The sequence below is a fragment of the Streptomyces sp. NPDC052036 genome, from assembly GCF_040680495.1.
Lineage (GTDB): Bacteria > Actinomycetota > Actinomycetes > Streptomycetales > Streptomycetaceae > Streptomyces.
In genome coordinates, this window is record NZ_JBFAWW010000037.1 from 44,812 (window position 1) to 64,268 (window position 19,457).

Annotated in this window: 20 protein-coding genes; 8 read left to right on the top strand and 12 right to left on the bottom strand. The window is 68.5% G+C overall.

The annotated features are described in order from the left end of the window. Positions 1-163 precede the first annotated feature (163 nt). The 4 genes from AB0L95_RS34015 to AB0L95_RS34030 all read right to left on the bottom strand — a co-directional run bounded on the left by AB0L95_RS34015 (position 164) and on the right by AB0L95_RS34030 (position 2,969). Complete coding sequence (locus AB0L95_RS34015) at positions 164-478, bottom strand: hypothetical protein (protein WP_365168534.1); 315 nt, start codon at positions 476-478, stop codon at positions 164-166. Further along, positions 444-776: a hypothetical protein gene (locus AB0L95_RS34020; RefSeq protein WP_365168536.1), complete on the bottom strand. Its 333-nt coding sequence runs from the start codon at positions 774-776 to the stop codon at positions 444-446. The genes AB0L95_RS34015 and AB0L95_RS34020 overlap by 35 nt, the downstream gene beginning before the upstream one ends. A gap of 499 nt (positions 777-1,275) precedes the next feature. Beyond that, the gene (locus tag AB0L95_RS34025) at positions 1,276-1,869 is read right to left on the bottom strand and encodes a TetR/AcrR family transcriptional regulator (protein ID WP_365168538.1); all 594 of its coding nucleotides are present in this window, start codon (positions 1,867-1,869) and stop codon (positions 1,276-1,278) included. Positions 1,870-2,093: 224 nt separating this feature from the next. Then, positions 2,094-2,969: an SDR family NAD(P)-dependent oxidoreductase gene (locus AB0L95_RS34030; protein ID WP_365168540.1), complete on the bottom strand. Its 876-nt coding sequence runs from the start codon at positions 2,967-2,969 to the stop codon at positions 2,094-2,096. A gap of 343 nt (positions 2,970-3,312) precedes the next feature. Here AB0L95_RS34030 and AB0L95_RS34035 point away from each other — a divergent pair, with 343 nt between their 5' ends. The 3 genes from AB0L95_RS34035 to AB0L95_RS34045 all read left to right on the top strand — a co-directional run bounded on the left by AB0L95_RS34035 (position 3,313) and on the right by AB0L95_RS34045 (position 6,732). Then, on the top strand, positions 3,313-3,561 hold the full coding sequence (locus AB0L95_RS34035; RefSeq protein WP_365168616.1) for a hypothetical protein: 249 nt from the start codon (positions 3,313-3,315) through the stop codon (positions 3,559-3,561). A gap of 294 nt (positions 3,562-3,855) precedes the next feature. Further along, complete coding sequence (locus AB0L95_RS34040; protein WP_365168543.1) at positions 3,856-4,467, top strand: DUF4232 domain-containing protein; 612 nt, start codon at positions 3,856-3,858, stop codon at positions 4,465-4,467. Positions 4,468-4,854: 387 nt separating this feature from the next. After that, positions 4,855-6,732, top strand: coding sequence for an FG-GAP-like repeat-containing protein (locus AB0L95_RS34045; RefSeq protein WP_365168545.1), 1,878 nt, complete (start codon positions 4,855-4,857; stop codon positions 6,730-6,732). A 312-nt stretch (positions 6,733-7,044) separates the two neighbouring features. Here the strand turns inward: AB0L95_RS34045 and AB0L95_RS34050 are convergent, their stop codons facing one another. Further along, the gene (locus AB0L95_RS34050; RefSeq protein ID WP_365168547.1) at positions 7,045-8,379 is read right to left on the bottom strand and encodes an alpha/beta fold hydrolase; all 1,335 of its coding nucleotides are present in this window, start codon (positions 8,377-8,379) and stop codon (positions 7,045-7,047) included. A gap of 68 nt (positions 8,380-8,447) precedes the next feature. On the opposite strand from AB0L95_RS34050, the gene AB0L95_RS34055 reads away from it, so the two are divergent. Next, positions 8,448-9,065, top strand: a complete 618-nt coding sequence (locus AB0L95_RS34055; protein WP_365168549.1) for a TetR-like C-terminal domain-containing protein — start codon at positions 8,448-8,450, stop codon at positions 9,063-9,065. Positions 9,066-9,376: 311 nt separating this feature from the next. On the opposite strand, the gene AB0L95_RS34060 is transcribed toward AB0L95_RS34055, so the two are convergent. Together AB0L95_RS34060 and AB0L95_RS34065 are read right to left on the bottom strand one after the other, a co-directional pair. Further along, positions 9,377-10,513, bottom strand: a complete 1,137-nt coding sequence (locus AB0L95_RS34060; RefSeq protein ID WP_365168551.1) for a zinc-binding dehydrogenase — start codon at positions 10,511-10,513, stop codon at positions 9,377-9,379. 115 nt (positions 10,514-10,628) lie between these two features. Next, on the bottom strand, positions 10,629-11,504 hold the full coding sequence (locus AB0L95_RS34065) for an alpha/beta hydrolase (RefSeq protein WP_365168619.1): 876 nt from the start codon (positions 11,502-11,504) through the stop codon (positions 10,629-10,631). 457 nt (positions 11,505-11,961) lie between these two features. Here AB0L95_RS34065 and AB0L95_RS34070 point away from each other — a divergent pair, with 457 nt between their 5' ends. The 4 genes from AB0L95_RS34070 to AB0L95_RS34085 all read left to right on the top strand — a co-directional run bounded on the left by AB0L95_RS34070 (position 11,962) and on the right by AB0L95_RS34085 (position 16,975). Next, on the top strand, positions 11,962-12,504 hold the full coding sequence (locus tag AB0L95_RS34070) for a GNAT family N-acetyltransferase (protein WP_365168553.1): 543 nt from the start codon (positions 11,962-11,964) through the stop codon (positions 12,502-12,504). A 460-nt stretch (positions 12,505-12,964) separates the two neighbouring features. Further along, entirely contained in the window at positions 12,965-13,783 is an 819-nt protein-coding gene (locus tag AB0L95_RS34075) for an SAM-dependent methyltransferase (protein ID WP_365168557.1), read from the top strand. A gap of 1,229 nt (positions 13,784-15,012) precedes the next feature. Next, positions 15,013-16,656 (top strand): sigma-70 family RNA polymerase sigma factor, encoded by a 1,644-nt coding sequence (locus AB0L95_RS34080; protein ID WP_365168559.1) that lies wholly within the window; start codon positions 15,013-15,015, stop codon positions 16,654-16,656. A 31-nt stretch (positions 16,657-16,687) separates the two neighbouring features. Further along, complete coding sequence (locus AB0L95_RS34085) at positions 16,688-16,975, top strand: DUF1905 domain-containing protein (RefSeq protein WP_365168561.1); 288 nt, start codon at positions 16,688-16,690, stop codon at positions 16,973-16,975. Positions 16,976-17,174: 199 nt separating this feature from the next. Here AB0L95_RS34085 and AB0L95_RS34090 read toward each other — a convergent pair whose 3' ends face one another. The 5 genes from AB0L95_RS34090 to AB0L95_RS34110 form a co-directional block, all read right to left on the bottom strand. Continuing rightward, positions 17,175-17,552, bottom strand: coding sequence for a VOC family protein (locus AB0L95_RS34090; RefSeq protein WP_365168563.1), 378 nt, complete (start codon positions 17,550-17,552; stop codon positions 17,175-17,177). Positions 17,553-18,174: 622 nt separating this feature from the next. Further along, entirely contained in the window at positions 18,175-18,555 is a 381-nt protein-coding gene (locus AB0L95_RS34095; RefSeq protein WP_365168566.1) for a nuclear transport factor 2 family protein, read from the bottom strand. Further along, positions 18,552-18,689, bottom strand: coding sequence for a hypothetical protein (locus AB0L95_RS34100; RefSeq protein WP_365168568.1), 138 nt, complete (start codon positions 18,687-18,689; stop codon positions 18,552-18,554). Before AB0L95_RS34100 ends, AB0L95_RS34095 begins: the two co-directional genes overlap by 4 nt. A gap of 50 nt (positions 18,690-18,739) precedes the next feature. Next, positions 18,740-18,904 carry a hypothetical protein gene (locus AB0L95_RS34105; RefSeq protein WP_365168570.1) on the bottom strand — a complete coding sequence of 55 codons (165 nt, stop codon included), beginning with the start codon at positions 18,902-18,904 and terminating at the stop codon, positions 18,740-18,742. Then, positions 18,901-19,146 (bottom strand): hypothetical protein, encoded by a 246-nt coding sequence (locus AB0L95_RS34110; protein ID WP_365168572.1) that lies wholly within the window; start codon positions 19,144-19,146, stop codon positions 18,901-18,903. The genes AB0L95_RS34105 and AB0L95_RS34110 overlap by 4 nt, the downstream gene beginning before the upstream one ends. Positions 19,147-19,457: the final 311 nt, after the last annotated feature.

Genomic DNA, 19,457 nt, shown 5'->3' on the forward strand with positions numbered 1-19,457 from the left:
TCCACCGCGACAGGTGATCGAGACGAATCTTCAACTGGAGGACCATTCAGTTGTGAAAGCCGGGGTTACCCACAGACCCTGGCCGGTCAGCGCGTTCGCCGGGCGGGCCAGGCCGCGGCCCTCATCTGCCACCGCAGCCCCAGCATGTGAGGAATGAGTGATCTTAGGGTTCCAGTTCGAGGCAGAGGCCCACCTGATGGCCACCCCTGCTCGTGAGCGGGACCGTCGTGGCCTCGCCGGATGGTGCGATGGCGGTTGGCCCGGAGGTGATCAGGGCGTAGGCACGGGCGAGTTGCTCCAGGGCCGTGGATGCCTGCCCTTGGGACTTGTCGGTGATTGCTTCTGCTTCGGCGGCGATGGCTTGTAGTAGCTTTTCGCGTGCCTCCGCGGCCGCGGGTACCTCCCCGACTTTGATGACAGCCGGAATCTGCGGCATTGCGGAATCAGTCGACGCGGGCTGTGCTTCTTCGGAGGGCATGTCGCATTCCTCGGGCTGTGTGCGAAGGGGGAGAGGGGTCGGGGCCGCGTTGTTCGTGCTTGGCCTCGTTGCGTGGGGCCAGTCCGTCGGTGCTGCCCACCGTGCTCGACGTGCCTTCTTCGGCGGCGGTGTGGGAGGCGCTGTTCTTGCCGAAGCCGCGGTGGACACACATCAGCTGGTCGTGGCTGCCGTTCTTGTCGCGGTAGACGATCAGTGCGGGCCCGGCGTTGTTGGCATGCTTGCTCAGTTCCCTGTCCTGGCTCCACCCCTTGCCCTCTTCGAAGACGGTCCACCACAAGCTGGTGTCTTCCTTTTCTTCTCGGTCCAGACGTTGAGACCGCGTACAGCCAGTTCTTCGCGGGCTCGCGCGCCGCGCTCCACCTCTTGCGGCGACGGCGCGGCGATATCGCTGCCCAAGATGGAGGTAGAGCTCTCTGCTGTCGGGGCTTCTTCGTCGGTGGTCAACGTGCACTCCCGCCAGTCGGTGCGTGGTAAGCAGGGGCGCCTCGACGCCTCTGACCACAAACCGACTGTAGCCGAAAGTGTCCACTCGCACACTCGTTGTAGTTGCGGAGTGCGGTCGTGGCTCCAGGAGCTCAACGCGTCAGGGGTCTTCATGATCGACCCCAGCCGCACCGTCCCGCGCCTGACAGGGCTCACCTGCCACATGCGCCGGCGGGGATTCGTCGGCCCGCCGCGGCGTCACCACGGACCTGGCCCTGCCGGCCTCTGCCGGGCGACGACGCCACGTACCGGGCACAGACCACGTCTGCGCCCGGCGCAGCCGTCATGCGGCCTCAACCATGCGAACGTGAATGCCGTGCCCTGCCGACGCACAAGCCTTCCAGGAGCGCGGTCAGATAGCGGCGGGCGGTCTCGGCGCGGGCTGCGGGGGTGCTGTGCACCTGTGCGGCGTAGGCGATTCCGCACATGAGCGGGACCAGGTCGTCGGAGGTCAGGTCTGCGCGCACCACCCCGGCTTCGCGGGCCCGTTCGAGCAACTGCGCGCCGACCGACCGCAGGGTCTGCTTCAGTTCGGTGGTGCGCGGCAGGGTGTCCGTGGACGCGGCGGTGACCGGGGACAGTGAGGCGTCGGTGACCTGCGCTTCGACGGTGCGCGTGAGGAAGTCGGCGAGGGCGCGCCCCGGGTCGGTGTCGGCTAGTGCCTGGTCGCCGTGGGCGGCAAGTTCCTCCAGGCAGGGGGTGGCCACAGTCTCCAGGAGCGCCTCGGCGGTGGGGAAGTGGCGGTAGACGGTGCCGACACCCACTCCGGCCCGGCGCGCGATGTCGTTGAGCTGCAGTGGCGTGCCTTCGTCCACGAGATCGCGGGCCACGGCGACGATCCGTTCCCAGTTGCGGGCGGCGTCCTTGCGCAGAGGGGCGGTCGTCATGGGAGAACTCTATCTGGATGGCCCATCCGGATTGCTTCGGCATGCGAATCGGATGAGTCACCCGTCACCCCTTCGGGCGCCTTTGTGCCGAGCCTGCGCAACGGGCCCGAGGGCGGGGAGCGGGCGCCGTCGCCGACCTGTTGGCCCCCTTCGCCGGACGCCCGCCCCGCTGTCTTGGGGAACCGGGCCGCCTTGTGGTCGTGGCTGAGCGGCCTCGGCTTCTGTCACCCCGTGAGTGGCGCGAGGCGCTCACTGAGGTGGCGGACTGCTTCGGCGATACGGGGATCCGTTGCCGGACGGAAGGGGGCGACCGGATGCGCCTGGGGTCCGATGACGACGCCGGTCCGGCCGGTCAGCGAGCCGTCGGTCGCGGCGAAGATCGAGGGCTTGGCCGCCACGGACGCCGGGCCTGAGGTGGAGCGTTCGAACTTGCGCCGGACCAGTGGCCAGAGCAGCCGCAGCCCCGGCGAGACGATCTTCGGATCGCTCATGGTGCCGTTGGTCATGTCGGTGGCGGCGCCGCCCGGGTCTGCCGCGAAGACCGAGACGCCCGTGCCCTCGAGCCGGCCGGCCAACTCGAGTGTGTAGGCGAGATGGGCGAGCTTGGCGCGGCCGTACCAGTGGAAGCCGTAGTAGCCACCCGGCGGCTCGACGGTATCGAAGGCGCGCTTGGCGGCGCCGGTCGCGCCCGAGGTGACGTTCACGATCCGGCTCGGCGCACTGACCCGCAGTTCGGGCAGCAGCAGTTCGGTCAGCAGATACGGCGAGAGATGGTTGACGGCGAACGTCGCCTCGATCCCGTCGACCGAGTCCCGCCGGTCGGGGAACATCGCCCCGACGTTGTTGACCAACACGGTCAGCGGACCGCTGGCGGCGACCCGGCCGGCGAGAGTGCGGACCGCGTCGAGCGAGGCGAGGTCGGCGGCCAGGAACTGGGCGGAATGCAGCGGTGCTGCCGCGTTGATCCGTTCGACCGCGCGGGCGCCGCGGTCGGCGTCGCGCCCGACCACCGTGACCGCAAGGCCTGCCTCGGCCAGCCCCAAGGCGGTCTCCAGCCCGATTCCCGCTGTCCCAGCAGTGACCACCGCTGTCTGTTTCATCGCACGACCCGTCCTACATAAGTGGATGGAATATCCGGTTGATGTCACCGTAGCAGATCGGATGGCCTATCCGGTTTGTGTTCGGCTGGGATTTGCGCTGCCGTACCCCGGCCCGCAGCGCGCGCCGACTCCATCCGGATCGCGGCGTGTTGAGCATCCCGGCGGGCGCTTCTGAGTACGCGTACTCACGGCTCGGCGACCAGTGGCGGCGAGAGTTGGGGACAGCCGACGACTGGAGAGGATCGTGCCCGTGTCCCGCAGCATCACCCGCCCCACCATCGCCTCCGAGGCCCGGCGGCTTCGAGGCCTGCTTGCTGCCGCTCTCGTCGGATCGGCCGCTCTCGTGACACTCACCGGATGTTCCTCCTTCGAGTTCAGGGAGGACATCTGCAGCAACGGTGAGTACCCCGTCATGACGGTGAACGGCACCGGTTCGGCCTGCGTCTCGGACGGTGAGCAGCCACCGGCGGGATATGTGCGCTACCCGGAGGGCAACGTGCCGCGGCACGTCGATGACAAGTGGGACGTGTACTGGCGCACTCACACGCTCGACGAGGACGGCAACGTCATCACCGCACCGGACGCGGGCTGACAGGACGGCCCGCGCTCCGGGTGGCTTCCGTCACGGGTGTAGGGGATCTTGACGGCCGTGACCTCCGCATTGCGGGCAGCCGGGGACTCGACCGACTGCCGAGGAAGGCCCCGGCACTGATGGAGCATTGGGTTGCGCTCGGTGGCGGATCGTCGATACCGCCGTGGCCGTTGCCTTGCGGTTGCCATGCATGCTCGTGGAACCTCCTCGGCAGGCCCTACATCTCTCTGTCCGGGAAGGCAGAAGCGGCGGCGCCCGGCCGCCGCCGGGGTGTCTTCACCCAGAGGGGAATTCATGGCACGGCGGACAGCGGCTGTCTCCGTGATCGGCCTGACGGTGCTTCTGGCTGCAACCGCTTGCGGTCGGAGCGAGACCGTCTCCACCCGGCCGGCCACAGGACCGCGGGAGACCACCGCTCCCACCACCGGGCCCAAGGCGTCATCCCCGGCCCCGTCGCACGCGAAGGGGACCGGCGCCTGCGGAACGCCGCACCTTCGGTGGAAACTGACGCGCCTCGACGGCAAACCGCACAACGCGCCGACGGCCCTGCTCAGCGCCACGAACACCGGCCCCCGGCCGTGCGCCTTCGACGGCTACCCCGTTGTCGACGTCTACGTGGGCAAGGGGCCGAGTGTCTCGTCGAAGCCGAAGAAAAACACGTCCGTCCGGCTGACGTTGAACGCGGGCCACGCCGTCGTGTTCCCGCTCTTCTACGCGCCGACGGCCGCCCCGCGCGGGGGCTGCTTCATTCCGGGCGACGACGACCCCCGTATCTCCGTGCGCCCACCGCACGCCGCTGCTCACGACTACGGTGCCTTCGCGCAGCTGACCGACGCGAACGGCCGCCGCCTGCGGGCGCAGGTGTGCGGGACCACCATCCAGCTGGGTGCGCCCCAACTGCGCTAGTCAAGTGGCTATTTATCGTGCGTATGGCCATTCGTCCGTGCGATCATGGTGACTGGGGCCGCTGATCACGGTCGTCTGGAATCCGCCATTCGGCGGCACGGGGGCATGCAACGGGGTGCGCTGCTGTGTGCGGTGAGCCCTGTGCAGTGAGCCGTGCGGGAACGTCCATACCTGCCCGCAGTACACATGGGTCGTGACGTTTCTCGCGGTGCGTGAGCCTGTGGTGCACTGCGTTGCAAGGCGGCCGGTGGAACACCCGCGTCGCGCTGCGCAGCGGTGGATCACTGCGGGGGAGCAGGGCCGGCCTGGCCCGTGACTTCGCCGTGCCTGCCAGCGACACGCACAGTCGGCGACCTACCGTGCCGGCCGTACTTGGAGAAGACCACGTTGTACAAGAGACGAATATTCGGGGCGGTGGGTGTGCTGTGCACCCCGGTGCTGCTGGGCAGCGCAGCGCCGGCACAGGGCGCCACGCCGGTCCCAGCGACCACCAGCCCGGCGCCCGCCACGTCGGCGGATTCACACGAGGCCACATCCGTACCAAGCGCCTCGAAGCCGGTCACGGCCTCGCCGTCCGCCGACGGAAGCTGGACGGTCCAGGACGCCATTCGGTTCTGGACACCCCAGCGGATGGCCTCGGCCACCGACCCGTCGGGCCGCGTACCCCAGCCGAGCGGCTGGATGGCTCCGCGGAGGAACGGACTGACCAGCGCCGGGCTCGCCGGTCAGCACTTCGACGGCATCACATCCGTCGGCATGCTCTTCCACACGGACAGCAACATGCGGGCCCACTACTGTTCGGCCGGCGTGGTGCGCAGTGCGGGACACGACCTCATCCTCACCGCCGGACACTGTCTCGGCAAGAACGCCGTGTTCGTTCCGAAGTACGACCACACCAAGCCGGCGGCCCAGCAGCCGTACGGGATCTGGCCGGTCAAGGAGTGGTTCCGCGACACGCGGTACGCCTCCGACAAGAGTGCCAACTCCGACCTGGACTTCGCCTTCGCCGCCCTGGGGCCCAACGGTGGCAGGCAGATCGAGGACGTCGTGGGCGGCAACACCCTGGCCCCTACACCCGGCTTCGCGAACAAGGTGACGGTCGTCGGCTACCCGTCGATCGGACACAACCCGCAGGATCAGGCGTTCCGTTGTTCCGACGTCCGGACGACCGCGCTGACGTCCTACTACCAGATGCAGATCGACTGCGGCGGAATGTGGGGCGGTGTCTCCGGAGGCCCATGGTTCTCCCAGTTCGACGCCTCGGGCAACACCGGCCAGATCATCGGCAACGTCGGCGGCTTCAACGGAGGCGGCCCCGATGTCAAGCCCAGCGACCCGCTGTACAACAGGATCACCTACAGTCCGCTGCACGGGGACCGCTTCTTCCAGCTCTACGCCGACGCCCAGAAGGGTCTCCACACCGACTACGGCCCCTACCAACAGCCGCCGCTGCCCTACACGATGGGCAACGGTACGACCTGGAAGCACGCGAAGCTGATGGCCTCCGGCGACTTCAACGGCGTCGGCCACAGCGACCTGATCGTCGTCTGGGACGACGGCGAGGTGACCCTCTACACCAGCGACGGCAACGGACACTTCGTCGCCGAACGACAGATGCTGAAGCGCAACCCGACCTGGAAGGGCGCGGCGACCATCACCGCGGGCGACTTCACCGGATCGAACCGCTTCGACCTGATGGTCCGCTGGTCCGACGGAAAAGTCACGCTCTACGGCGACGTCGGCAGCAACGGCCTCAAGGTGCCCGGTACCCAGATGGTCGGCCCCAACGGCACCTGGAAGAAGGCCGCCCAGATCGCCGCGGGCCGCTTCGGCGCCTCGCAGTATGTCACCGACCTGGTGGTGCGCTGGTCGGACGGAGGTGTGAGCCTTTACACCAATGTCAGCGCGGGACGTTTTGGGCAGGAGCACAAACTCAGTGTCCCGAGCGGTACTTGGAAGGACGCCACGCTGCTCACCAGTGGTGAGTTCTCCGGCAACCAGAAGTGGGACCTGATGGTCCAGCGGCCGGACGGTGAGCTCGACAACTACGTGGGCACCACCGCCTCCGGCCTCGGCACCAAGGTACGTATCAAGAATCCCCACGGGCTCTGGACGCACGGCACGGTGGTGACCGCCGGCAACTACACAGGTGACCACCGCACCGACGACCTCGTCGTCCGCTCGTCCGACGGCGGTACGACCACGTACACCGACACGGGCAAGGACCACCTGGGCACCGGGCATGTCCTGGTCCCTCACGCCTGACCAGAAGCCCCCCATCGCGAGGCCGCCCAGCGCCCAGCGGTGCTGGGCGGCACTGCCCGCACTCAGGGCAGGCGCGAGCCGCTTCCTCCGCCGCGGCCAAATGCGCCCGGCGGGTGCCGTCCCCAAGCCGCTCGACCCGTATGACGGACACCCCGTCGAAGCCGAGTCGCGGGTGATGTGTGGCTGGTGCTGTCGCCGGTGGAAGAACCTGCGGGTTTCGGTGACCGGCGGTGCAGCATCAGAGGCCCGCTCTTTCGGCGAGTGGTCCGCGGCGGCGACCCGCCGATGCCGCAAGCGGGCCGCAGGCCCTGCTCACTTGTGGTCGCGGAGGAAGGCGGGGATGTCAGCGCGGGTCGGGTAGTTCGGCAGGGGCGCCGGTTTGTCCTGGAGGAACGCGGTGACGGCGGCGACGGCCCGTTGGTTGTTGTCGTCGAGGCCGTTCCACATGTGGTGTCCGACTCCGGGCATGTACTGCGTGCGCTGGATGGCGGGGTCGTCGCCGAGGACGGCCATCTCCCACTGCCGGACCTGGGAGGAGCACTCGGCGATCATCAGCATCGCGGGCGTCCGGGAGCGCCTCAACTGTGGGGCTATGGAGGGTGAGTCCTTGATCGTCTGCTGGACGCGAAGGCTGGCGGCGGGACTGAAGGAGAAGTTTCGCGCGGTGTCCTCCACGGGAATGCGGTGCGCGTCTTGCGCGCAGTAGCCGGATGCGGTGTCGCTGCCGAGATCGGCGACGGTGAACGCGTTGTCACCCTCAGCCTGTCCCACCAGCCCGGTGTCGGGGCTGAGGAGCCCGAGCCGCATGAGGCCGAACGTGACGGCATAACGCGGGACGCGCGTCGAGCGCGGTCCGGTCATGGCCGGCGCGATGCCGCGCGCGGACGGTCGCCCCTGGTGCCCGGTGATCCGCGCGGTGGCGCCGTCCATCGGGCCGGGCTCGGCGATGATCGCCCGGTGAACATGCGGGGCGACGCGCGGGGACGTCAGGGCCCGGGTGAGCACGACCGCGCCCGAGGAGAATCCCAGAACGTCGACCCTGCCCTGGCCCAGCCGTTCGACGAAGGCGCCGAGGTCGCGGACCGACCTGGAGATCGTGTACTGGTCCATGGACAGCAGATCGCTCCGTCCGCCGCCGGCCTGTTCGTAGGCGTATACGTCATAACCCTGCCGCGCCAGGAGTTGCAGGAACCGGTGGTCGAGCACCGAGATGCCGCGCACCGGCCCGCCGTTGAGGTACACGAGCGGAACGGGGTGCCGGGTGCCGGCATGCGCGGGCGGGTAGTGGTACACCGCGACCCGGCTGCCCGTGGCCAGGCTCCAGTGCTGCGTGGCCGCGAACGGCAGGGCGGATGGATACCGTCGCGCTGTGGGCACCGTCGGGATGCAGACCGACGCTGTCAGCGCCGCCGCGACGACCACAGGCAGGAACGGCACGAGTCGTCCCCGCCAGGGCCGGCGCCGCCCCCGCCACAGCGCGGCGACGATCGCGACCCCGAGGGTCGCCGCCCAGGCGACGAGCCCCGAACCCGCCCCATCCGTGAGGACAATCAGCGCCAGAAAGACGACGACCAGTCCCACGACGGCGGCCGCAGCCGACAGCAGGCGACCGGCGATGCGGACAGGACGTAAGACAGACGATGGCATGGCAGTCTCCCCGTAGTTTCAGAACGCCGTTTCAAAACGACGTTATCAGAACGGGTAGGCTGGTCTCCGTGGGTAGGCCGAGAACGAACGACGCCGCAGTCAAAGAGCGGCTTGTGGCATGCGCGACCGAGATGTTCGCCACCCGTCCGCAGGAGTCGGTCACCGTTCGCGCCCTGGCCGCGGCCGCCGGGACCTCGACGGCGGCGGTGTACACGCTGTTCGACGGCAAGGACGCGCTGGTCGGTGAGGTGCGCGACAGAGCGGTCGCCGGCCTGTTCGAGACCCTGTCGGCGGTTCCGACCACCGACGACGCCCTCGCCGACCTTTACGCGCTGGCCACCGCGTACCGGCGATGGGGAAGCGAACACCGCCACCTGTACACCGTGTTGTTCGGCGGTGTGCAGTCCTTCGACCCGTCGGGCGTGGTCGGCACCCGCGACCCCGTCCGGCCGCTCCTCGAAACGATCGAACGCGCCGTTGCGGACTCCGTCCTCGCGGGCGAGGAGACGCTGATCGCCGTCTCGCTGTGGGTGACCCTGCACGGGCTCGTCACGCTCGAACTGGCCGGAGCCCTCGATGCCGCCACGGCCGAGACCACGTTCCCATCAACGATTCACGCCACGCTGCGCGGCTGGGCGACCACCGCGGTGTTCCGCAGCCTTCGGCACACCGACTCCGCGCTGTGACGGCGGTCGCGCCTACTTCGGGGGTCCCTACGTCGGCTACATCCTCGGATGGAACCGATTGAGTTGCGGATCAATAGAGATCAGAAATGATCACTCGGGATCGCGGGCCTCTTGTGTCAGGCCGACGGTGCGGCGTAAGTCGGCGGTGTTTCAGCAGTCGCGCGGCCAGAGGTCGAATGCATCGGGTGTATGCATCCTGCCAAACGTGGTGGCCCTGCCGCTTCATCGCCCGAGAGATCTGCAACGCTGCATCAACGAGGGTGGTCACTGAGGGCCGGGCGCCTCCCTGGCACTCCGTTCATGTGATTGATTCATAGCATCGCGGGCGGGGTGTCCTGCGCGACGTATGCCAGGTCGCGATCCACGATCACCGCCACCTTGCCGACGACGCCATGGCCCGCCTTCAGCGCCTGCAGTCCCGCATTGATTGCCTCGACGGTGCTGTCGATGGTCTGGTCGATGTGCGGGACCACGAGTCCCTGCGCCGCCCACTCCATCGCCAGAGCCATCCCGCGCTGGAGAAAGGCGCGCGCCTCGCCGTCGAGTGTGGCGGGTTCGGAGAAGTAGCGCAGCAGATTGACGTTGACATGCTCGGCGCCGCGTTCGGCCAGGGTGGCATCCACCGGGCTGTGTGTTTCGACCAAGCGCGTCGTCTTGCCCGGGCCGACGCCGAGCACGATCCAACTGCCGCCCTGCCGGACGGCCTTCGCGGTCTCGACAAAGCTGTGCTCGCTGTAGGTGGAGTCGAAGACGAGGTCAGCGCCCCGGCCATCGGTCAGCTTGGTGATTTCGGCGGTGATGTCGTCGCGCTTGTAGTCGAAAACGTGGTGGGCGCCGGACTGTCGGGCCACTGCGATGGACTGCGGCGTGCTGCCGCTGCTGATGACCAGTCCGGCCCCCAGGGCACGCGCAGCCATCTGCACGGCGAGATGCCCGACGCCGCCCCCACCGCCCGGAACGTAGACCGTGTCACCGGCCTGGACCCTCCGGTAGAGACCTGCGAAAGCGGACAGGAAGCACATCGGAAGCGCCGCCGCATCGCGGAAACTCAGGGAGGGTGGCTTGCGAACGGTGAGAAATCGGTGGGCGAGGGCATAGCCGCCGTCGCCTCCGTTCCCGCCGGTTGCGACCCAGCCGCCGTCACCGTTCAAATCGGCCATGGCGGCCACTGCGTCGCCGACGGCTACGTCACTCACACCAGGACCCACGGCGACCACCACGCCGGCGAGGTCAAGACCGAGAATGACGGGTGGGGTCCGTCCCATGAAGTTGAGGTCGGCCAGCTTGTACTCCAGTGGGTTGAGCGACGAGGCGGCGATGCGGATCAGAACCTGTTCGTCCGCCGGCTGCGGGACGGGAACACGCACCGCCTCGAGTGGCAGCCCAGCTCGATCTTTTGTGTAGCCGACACCGAGAAACGTCTCCGGAACCTTCTGAGTCTGCTTCATGATGCTGCCCTCTCGCAGGCCGCTCCAGGAGGAACGCACTCGCCGCCGGAAGCTCTCCCGGCTGTCGCTCGGCAGTCGAGCGGTCGAGTAGTCGAGCAGTCACGCCGAACCCGCACTACTGAAGAAAATCCAGCAGTTGGCGTGTGGTTTCCTCGGGCGCCTCTTCTGGAATGAAGTGACCGACCGGCACCGGGACGCCGCGCACATCATCGGCCCACGCCTGCCATATCGCGAGCGGATCACCATAGAGTTTCGCGACCGAACCGCGCTGACTCCAGAGAAAGAGCACAGGGCAGGAGATCTTCCGGTTCCCACGATCCGCCTCGTCCTGCTGGTAGTCCAAGGTTGGGGATGCGCGGAACTCTTCGCAGACGGCGTGCACCGTATCGGGGTGACTGAACTTCTCGATGTACTCCCCGCGGACCTCGGCCGGAAAAGCGTTCCTCACCTCGGACCACGTGTCGAGCATGAAGTCGACAAGGTTGGCCGGTGCCGCGTTGATGAACTGTTCCGGTGCTGGTTCCGGTGCGGCGAGGAAGGACCATTGCCAGTAGAGGAGACTGAAGTCTTTGTCGGCACGGTTGTACGCGTCGCCGACAGGAACGACGTCCATGACGGCGAGCCGGAGAACGGCATCCGGGTGATCCAGTGCGAGGCGGTAGGCGCAGCGCGCCCCGCGATCGTGTCCCACGATGCCGAACTGGTCGTAGCCCAGATGTCGCATGACCTCGAGCTGGTCACGGCCGATCGCGCGCATGCTGTAGGGCTCGTGATCGGTCGCACTGGGCGGCTTGCCGCTGTCGCCGTACCCGCGCAAGTCGGTGGCGACGACGGTGTAGCGCTCCGCGAGGTGGGGCGCTACCCGGTGCCACATCAGATGAGTTTCCGGAATGCCGTGCAGGAGCAGCAGAGGCGGTCCGTTGCCGCCACGGCATCCGTGGATCGACGCATCAGCGGTAGTGATGTCGAATTCTTCGAAACGGTCGAACATGGCCACGAACCCCCTCGCGACTCAAGGACCTTCCTGTGCCGTCGCCGCACCTGGCGGTCAGAGCAAACGATGAATCTCTCTTGACGTTGACCGGCCAAACAGCCGACGGCGTCGGCCTGTCGGCGGCAGGGCACGTCGCCCCGGTGGTTCGGGCGACCAAGTGATAGCGGCCCTCAGCGGACCCGTTCACTTGTCACCATGAGGACGCTCGTGGCACGCGCAACTTCCGCCCGCGCGTATGCGGGCGTTATGGCCGTCCGGCTCCAGTTTATCTCCGGCGGTACGGTGGCGCGACGCTGTGCGATTCCGATCTTGCCGCACAATGATCAGCGGAGCTACCGTGGCGGGCTCACCGACCGTGATGTCTGTGGCGCGTGGTGGGATGGCCGATTGGTGGGCCCCTCCCTGCACCCGGATATCCTGCCTTGTCCTGAACAGGCCAGGGAGGTCCCTTACCATGAGCAGCACCACGTCGTCCTTCCCCGAGCGGATCGAGCTCTCCGGGGAGGGCCTCGTCCTGCGCGACTGGACGGAGGCGGACCTGTCCGCGATGCCGGAGCTGTTTGACCACCCTGACATCGCGTACTGGACACCGATCGTCTCCCCTTTCGACGAAGCGGCCGCCCGCGCACGGCTGGACCGGGACCGGCAGCTGCGGGCGGAGGGCACGGCCATCCTGCTCGCCATCACCGTCGACGGCGGCGCACCGCTCGGCGAGGTGATGCTGCGGCGTGCCCCCGAGGGTACGGAGCTCGGCTACGCGGTGGGCCCGGCGCACCGCGGCCAGGGACTGGCGGCGCGGGCGGTGCGGGTGATGGCCGCGTACGCCTTCGAGCAGCTGGGCGCGGGACAAGTGATTCTGGAGCTGGAGGCCGAGAACTCCGCCAGCGTCGCGGTGGCCACCAAGGCGGGTTTCAGAACGCTCGACGTACCGCACATCACGGGTGAGGAGAAGGGGCGGCCCTACGCCCTGCAGACGTGGGGCCTGAACCGCCCCTGACGCTCAGTCCATAGCTGTGTCCGACCGCTTGCAGCGCGGTCGGGCCCCGTCCGAGGTCTTTTTCGCCATTGGGACCCCATCCCGGCCGAGCGCCTCGCCCCTTGCCGTGGGCCGTGGGCCGTACCGGTCGTCGTCCTCGGCCGCGAGTACGGTGCGGGCCTGCTCGGGCTGGTGATCGAGGGCGTAGGCGCGGCTCCCGACGTCGCCGCGGCGGTGGGCCGGGTGCCGTCGGTGTGGCGGGCCCGCTCGGCGCGTTCGGCAGCGCCTTCGGGGCGCGGTAGTTGAGCGGCACCATCGCTTCGCGGACGAGGGCCCGGGCGTGCGGTTGGTAGTCGCCGGATTCGGCGACGCGGGCTCTCCTGCCCCGCACGGGGGCAACGTCCGCCTCACCGCGTAGGGAACGGTCTTGAGGAACACAAAGTGATGGTCAGCAGGCGATGTTCAGGGGAAGATGGTCGCCATGACGGATGAAGGCTTCTCTATCGACCCTACCAAGCCCAGCATCGCTCGCGTCTACGACTACCTGCTCGGCGGCAAGGACAACTACGCCGTGGACCGGGAGATCGGCGACGTATTCAAACGCGACCTGCCTGGTTCGGTAGCAATCGCCTTCGCCAACCGCGCAGCCCTGACCCGGGCGGTTCGGGAAATCGCGACGACCACCGACGTACGGCAGTTCATCGACCTGGGTAGTGGTCTTCCGACCGCCGACAACGTCCATCAGGTCGCGCAACGGCACGCTCAGGAGTCTCGGGTCGTGTACGTCGACATCGACCCCCAAGTGCTGGTCCACGGTCGTGCACTGTTGGAGGAAAACGACCAGACCAGGGTCGTTCCGGCCGATGTGCGCAATCCCGAAGACGTCCGTACCCACCCGGACACCCTGGAACTGATCGACTTCGATCGCCCCGTTGCCGTCATGTTCAGCGCCATCCTTCACCACGTCAACGACGGGGAAGACCCGGCCGGAATCGTCCGTTACTGGCGCGACCACGTGCCCGCGGGGAGCTACTTCTTCGTCAGCCACTTCCGTTCCGGCAACAACCCTGAGACAGCCGAGGCCGAGAGGGTCCTCCAGCAGACTTTCGGCCGCGGCCGGTGGCGCACCGACGAGGAGATCGAATCCCTGCTGGACGGCATGGAGATCCTCGCCCCTGGCATCGTCCCCGCGTCCCTGTGGCGCCCCGACATGGTTGACAGCCCCTACAACAGCAGCGGCGAAGGGGAGCTCACCGTGTGGGAGCGTCTCATCGCCGCCGGGCTGGCCCGGAAGGCCTAGCAGTGTCCACAAGGTCGTCGCGGCGTTGGTCGGTACGTGGTGTGTCGCCATGAGCTGACCCGACCAGGCCTGGGGGTGATCGGGCCGTTGTCGGCCCCGTCACGGATGGGTCATTTGGCGGTCAGCTGCTCCTGCAGCGCGGCGATCTCCGCACGGATGCGTTCCTGCTCCTTGGCGTTGCGTTCGAGGTCGCTGGTCACCTGCGCGGCGTGCGATGTCAGTTCAGTGCCGGAGTCGCGCTTTCGGATATGGGCCGGCCTTTTTCTCGGATTCCGGACCGGGCGTACAGCACCTATGGCGCAGGCGCAGAGAGCCAGGCGCCTGTTTCCTTGGGCTGGGAGCCGAGGGGCCTTGGAGATGTCTGCTGCATGGCCCGGTGTAGAGATAGTGCGGATGGGTGGAGTCTGTTCTTCTTCTTGAGTGATGTCTATTTCTCAACCTGAGCTTCACGATCTTGATGAGTGACGCTGTTGGCGGCCTGCGGCGGGATGACTTGAGGCAGGTTGGCGGGGGAGTTGCCACAAGCCTCCGTCGATGTCTTGATTGTGAGCCAGGGGCCAGAGTGCGGCTGTCCCTCAGCCGGTCCAGCAGCTCCGCCGTCTGATGAGGGACCGCGGCATCCAGCAGCCGCACCCTCAAGCAGGCCGGTCTGGTCCCGCAGACGCTGGGCGTTGTCCGCGTCGACGGCGTAGCGGGCGACGGCGTGCAGCGTGCCTGAGCGGCGGGCGACGACCTCGATCTCGTTGCAGCCGACGAAGTAAGGGCCGCCGAGGCCGTCGAGGAGGGGTGAGACGGCGAGCAGGCCGGAGGTGGGCGACGCCTTGCTCGACCGTCCTGATGAGACGAGCGGGCACCCGGCCGCTGCCCCTGCCCTCGGTGTGCCGTGGCAGATTCGTGTGGATGGCGTCACCCGGCACGATCAGCCGGCACCTGGCGATCGTCTTCGACGCGGACCTGCCCACCCGTACCCCCGCAGCGGCCGCACCGTCTGGTAGACGCGCACGACCCGGGGGACGCACTGTGCCGTTGGCGCAGGGACGGCGGACAACCGGACTCCCGGGCGCGCACCCTTCTGCGCCCTTCGTGTGACGTGCCCCATTGCGGTCGCAGGGCCGATGCGACCACCCTCTCCTCGAACGAATCTCCGAAGAACTGTTATCGGGGGCTCACCGGGCGGTCTCCCAGGTATCGGACAGCACCGTTCGGCATCGAGGACAGGGAAGCGATTGATGAGTACACAGCACACGGTGGAGACGGCGGCGTTGGTGACCGCTGCCCGTGGGGGCGACCCGCAGGCCCAGGACGACCTGGTCAGCGCGTACCTCCCGCTCGTCTACAACGTCGTGGGGCGTGCTTTGAACGGCTCGGTCGATGTCGACGACGTGGTGCAGGAGACCATGCTCCGTGCCCTGGACGCGCTGGACGGTCTGCGCACGCCTGAGAGCTTCCGCTCCTGGCTCGTGGCGATCGCGATGAACCAGGTCCGCACGCACTGGCAGGACCGGCGGTTCGCGCCGGGCGCTGTCGAGGAGGCCGAGGATCTCGCGGATCCGGGCGCGGACTTCGTCGATCTGACGCTGGTGCAGCTCCAGTTGTCCGGCCAGCGCCGGGAGACGGCGCTCGCCACCCGGTGGCTGGAGCCGGAAGACCGAGGGCTGCTGTCGCTGTGGTGGCTGGAGTGCGCCGGTGAACTGACCCGTGGCGAGGTCGCGGCGGCCCTTGAGCTGTCGCCGCAGCACACGGCGGTACGGGTGCAGCGGATGAAGGCACAACTGGAGGCGGCCCGCGTGGTGGTCCGGGCGCTCGACGCCCAGCCGCCGTGCGAGGAACTGCGGGGCGTGTTGGCCTCCTGGGACGGCCGGCCCTCGGCGCTGTGGCGCAAGCGCATAGCCCGGCACGCCCGCGGTTGTGCACGCTGCTCCGGACTGTGGAGCGGGCTGATGCCCGCCGAGGGGCTGCTGGCCGGACTGGCGCTGGTCGCGGTGTCGACCACGCTGCTCGCACAGCTGGGGCAGGGCGCGGGCAGGGCGGCGGTGGCCGGTTCGGCGTTCCAGCCGGACGCGTCCGCGGCCTCCGCCGAGGCGGGTCCGACGGCCGGGCGCCGCACTCCGCACCGTGGCACGGCCTCCCGGGCCGAGACCCGTAGGCGTCGGCGGATCCGGCGCCGGGTTGTCGGCGGAGCCGTGGTCGCGGCCTGTGTTGCGGGCAGCGGCATCTGGTACTTCGGTACGGACTCCGGCACGGGGCACGATGGGGCGACCGCCGCACAGACCGCTGACGAGCCCGTCGTCGACCTCTCCGCCCCCCGCGCTGTCCAGACCTCACCGTCGGCCTCGGCTACCGTGACACCGTCCGCGTCGCCGTCGAAGAAGGCGAGCGGTGCCAAAAAGACCCCTCACCCCGCGAAGAAGAGCGCGTCGGCTCCCGCATCCTCGGCTCGACCCCCGCAGACCGCGCCCACCACACCCCAGCAGGCGCAGGCGACTCCCACGGGCACCGTGGCGCAGGTGGTCGCGCTGGTCAACAAGGAGCGGGCGGCCGCCGGCTGCGGACCGCTCACGGAGAACGGGCTACTGGAGCAGGCCGCCCAGGCCCACTCCGACGACATGGCCGCTCGGAACTTCTTCGCGCACACCAACCCGGACGGTGCGGACCCCGGGCAGCGCATCACCGCCGCCGGTTACCGCTGGTCCACGTACGGGGAGAACATCGCCGAGGGCCAGCAGACGCCGCAGGCCGTGATGGACTCCTGGATGAACAGTCCCGGCCACCGGGCCAACATCCTCAACTGCTCGTTCAAGGAGATCGGCGTGGGCGTGCACCGAGGGTCCGGCGGCCCCTGGTGGACTCAGGACTTCGGTGCCAAACTCTGATCCGCGCGTCTCCAGAAACGGAACCGACCCAATGGAACTCGCCTTCACCGGCCGTGTGATCGAATGGCGCGGACCGTCGCCCTACTACTTCGTTTCTGTGCCCGGCGAGGTGTCCGACGACATCCGCGAGGTGGCCGCGATGGCCACGTACGGCTGGGGCGTGATCCCGGTCGAGGCCCGGATCGGCGAGACCGCCTTCACGACGTCGCTCTTCCCGAAGGACGGCTCGTATCTGCTGCCGCTGAAGAACGCCGTGCGCAAGCCGCAACAGCTCACGCAGGGTGACGACGTCAGTGTGGAGATGACCGTGCGTCTCTAGGTTCTGTTTCTTCGGCCGGTGCCGGGTCCGGAAGCGCCGGGACGTCTTCTCCGTTTTTCCCACCGCCGGTCCGACCCACAGTGTCCGGTCGCCTCAGGGCAAGGAGTGGGAGGCTGCGCGCGAGGACGTGCCGACGAGATCGAGCACGTCGCCCGTACACCCTCCGCCCGGGCGTGGCCCTCGTTGCCGACGAGGGCCGTCAGAGTGGGGCGAGGCGGGTCTTGAGCAGGCAGAACTCGTTGCCTTCGGGATCGGAGAGGATGTGCCAGGGCTCCTCCCCGGTCTGACTGACGTCGACGAGTTCGGCCCCGGCGGCCAGGAGGCGTTCGAGCTCGGCGTCCTGATCGCGGTCGGTGGCGTTGACGTCGATGTGCAGACGGAGTTTCCTGTGCTTCGGCTCGTCGTTGCGGCTGAGGATGATCGTCAGCTGCGGGCGGCCGAACCCTTCGCGCGGCCCTATCCCGATGTCGCCCTCGTTGCGATCGAGGACGATGAAGTCCAGGACCTCGCACCAGAACCGCGCCAGCACTTCGGGGTCGTGGCAATCGAGCACCAGCTCACTGATACGGCATGCCATTGACGAACCTACCTACTCTCGGCGTGGGAACTGCCGGGGTGGCCGCGCGCGGATCTCATGGGCTCCCGCAGTGAGAACACTCTCGCGACCGTACCGGGCGAGGCGGGGAGGGGGGCGAGCCGATTTCAGGGCCTCGCCTGGCCGGGTCGCCGGTCGAGGGCCGGCAGGTCGGTGCCGCCCGGTTGGAGCTCGCGACCAAGGTGCCGAACCCGTACAGGGCCTTGGCGATGACGCTGTCCGCGTCGGCTTGGGCCAGGTCGGTCCGTCCCAGGCGATCGGTCCGGAGCTGGGCAGGTGGAGTCCGGTGAGGAGACGGGAGGGGGGTGGTCTTGCCCGAGCCGTGCTCGCCGATCGGCGCGATCAGTTCGCCCTGGCAGTTCGCCCTGTTGCAGGGTGAGGCCGGCTCTGTCGGCCACTGGGACGTCGGCGGCTGGGTAGACGTATGTGACGTTGTGCGCCTCGATCTCGGCGGGCGCCGCGGCCAGGAGCGATGTGGTGCCGCGTTCGGAGCGCAGGGCCTTGGCACTGCGTCGTCGGAGCGACGGCGTGCACGGTGCCGTGCACAGCGCCGTTCGAGAGCGGAAGAGCGGAAGCAGCAGCTTTGACGTCTGCCGAACCCCGTTCAGAACATGGTGTTGTCGTTCTTGGAGGTGGGCGGGATGACCTGGAGCACGTCCCAGTGCTCGACGATCTTGCCGTCTGCGTCGAAGCGGAAGATGTCGATGCCCGCGTACTCCTCGTCGGGCCAGACCTGGTGGCAGTGCAGGACGACGTGGTCGCCCTCGGCGAAGGCGCGCTTGAATTCGACGCGCTTGCCCGGGTACTCGGCCGCCATGCGTGCGAAGTAGTCGATGAACGCCTGCTTGCCGTCGGCGACATGCGGGTTGTGCTGGCTGTAGGTGTCGCCGGCGTAGAGGTCGATGGCCTCGGCCGGTCGGCACTGGTTGAACATCAGGTCGTAGAACGCCATGGCCGCGGCCTTGTTCTTCTCCGGCTCGCTCATGATGCCGCCGTAAGGTCGGGCGCCGGGTGCGGCACAGTGAGTGCGTGGAGCAGGTGGTGGGCGTCGACAGGGACGGGCAGGGCCCGGCCGCCGAGGTCGGCGGGGGTTTCGGGGTGGGTGGGGTTGATACGCACGAGGCGTGCATGAGGGAGGTGGCGGGTGAGGTGTTCGCCGGGCCGTCGGATCACGCCGGGAGTGTTGAATCCGGCACCGAACTCCAGGATGAGCAGACGGGTGCCGGGGCGGCGCTGAGTCCGGCCCCGGCCGTGATCAGGAGGCGGTCGGCCTCGGCGAGCCAACTGCGTATCGTGCCGACGGCGTCTTCCAGGTCGAAGGTGGGGTGGCTCATCGGGGCTGGATCCCTCCGGTCAGTGCGCGGACGTAGGCGGTGCGGTCGTCGTCCGCGTACACGTTGAAGATCACGCGGTCGAGGCGTGCGGGGTGGCGGTCGAGCCAGTCGGCCACGGTGTCCAGGGCGGTGCGGGCAGCGGGTGCAGTCCCGGCGGTTCCCCGCTGGTCAGGCCCAACGGCCGGTCCGAGCATGTACATGCCGACATCGGCGCCGGCCTGCGGCGCATGGGCATCGGCCACATCGACCTTTGTCCGGCTCCACCACGTCGATCCCTAGGCGCCCATCGATGAGACCTGGAGCGCCCTGGCCGAGACCGTCACCGCCGGCAAGGCGCGTCACATCGGCCTGGCCGTGCACGCCGCTGGGCCGCGGCTTCCTCCTCGGCCGCTTCAGCTCCTTCGACGCACTGCCGGAGAACGACCAGCGGCGGCGTGGACCGAAGGGACCAGGGGCCGGCATTCCACGCGCTGCGACCGCGGCGCGCGCCGGGCCCCGGTCCCCGGCCCCGGCCTCCGGCCCAGGGCCGACAAAGGGGCGCGACACGCCGTTG

Coding starts and splice junctions, on each gene's coding strand:
- AB0L95_RS34095 (WP_365168566.1), bottom strand. CDS start 18,555: ATGAGCGAGCCGGAGAAGAACAAGGCCGCGGCCATGGCGTTCTACGAC.
- AB0L95_RS34030 (WP_365168540.1), bottom strand. CDS start 2,969: ATGAAACAGACAGCGGTGGTCACTGCTGGGACAGCGGGAATCGGGCTG.
- AB0L95_RS34105 (WP_365168570.1), bottom strand. CDS start 18,904: ATGAGCCACCCCACCTTCGACCTGGAAGACGCCGTCGGCACGATACGC.
- AB0L95_RS34070 (WP_365168553.1), top strand. CDS start 11,962: ATGAGCAGCACCACGTCGTCCTTCCCCGAGCGGATCGAGCTCTCCGGG.
- AB0L95_RS34060 (WP_365168551.1), bottom strand. CDS start 10,513: ATGAAGCAGACTCAGAAGGTTCCGGAGACGTTTCTCGGTGTCGGCTAC.
- AB0L95_RS34080 (WP_365168559.1), top strand. CDS start 15,013: ATGAGTACACAGCACACGGTGGAGACGGCGGCGTTGGTGACCGCTGCC.
- AB0L95_RS34085 (WP_365168561.1), top strand. CDS start 16,688: ATGGAACTCGCCTTCACCGGCCGTGTGATCGAATGGCGCGGACCGTCG.
- AB0L95_RS34015 (WP_365168534.1), bottom strand. CDS start 478: ATGCCCTCCGAAGAAGCACAGCCCGCGTCGACTGATTCCGCAATGCCG.
- AB0L95_RS34065 (WP_365168619.1), bottom strand. CDS start 11,504: ATGTTCGACCGTTTCGAAGAATTCGACATCACTACCGCTGATGCGTCG.
- AB0L95_RS34040 (WP_365168543.1), top strand. CDS start 3,856: ATGGCACGGCGGACAGCGGCTGTCTCCGTGATCGGCCTGACGGTGCTT.
- AB0L95_RS34090 (WP_365168563.1), bottom strand. CDS start 17,552: ATGGCATGCCGTATCAGTGAGCTGGTGCTCGATTGCCACGACCCCGAA.
- AB0L95_RS34025 (WP_365168538.1), bottom strand. CDS start 1,869: ATGACGACCGCCCCTCTGCGCAAGGACGCCGCCCGCAACTGGGAACGG.
- AB0L95_RS34075 (WP_365168557.1), top strand. CDS start 12,965: ATGACGGATGAAGGCTTCTCTATCGACCCTACCAAGCCCAGCATCGCT.
- AB0L95_RS34050 (WP_365168547.1), bottom strand. CDS start 8,379: ATGCCATCGTCTGTCTTACGTCCTGTCCGCATCGCCGGTCGCCTGCTG.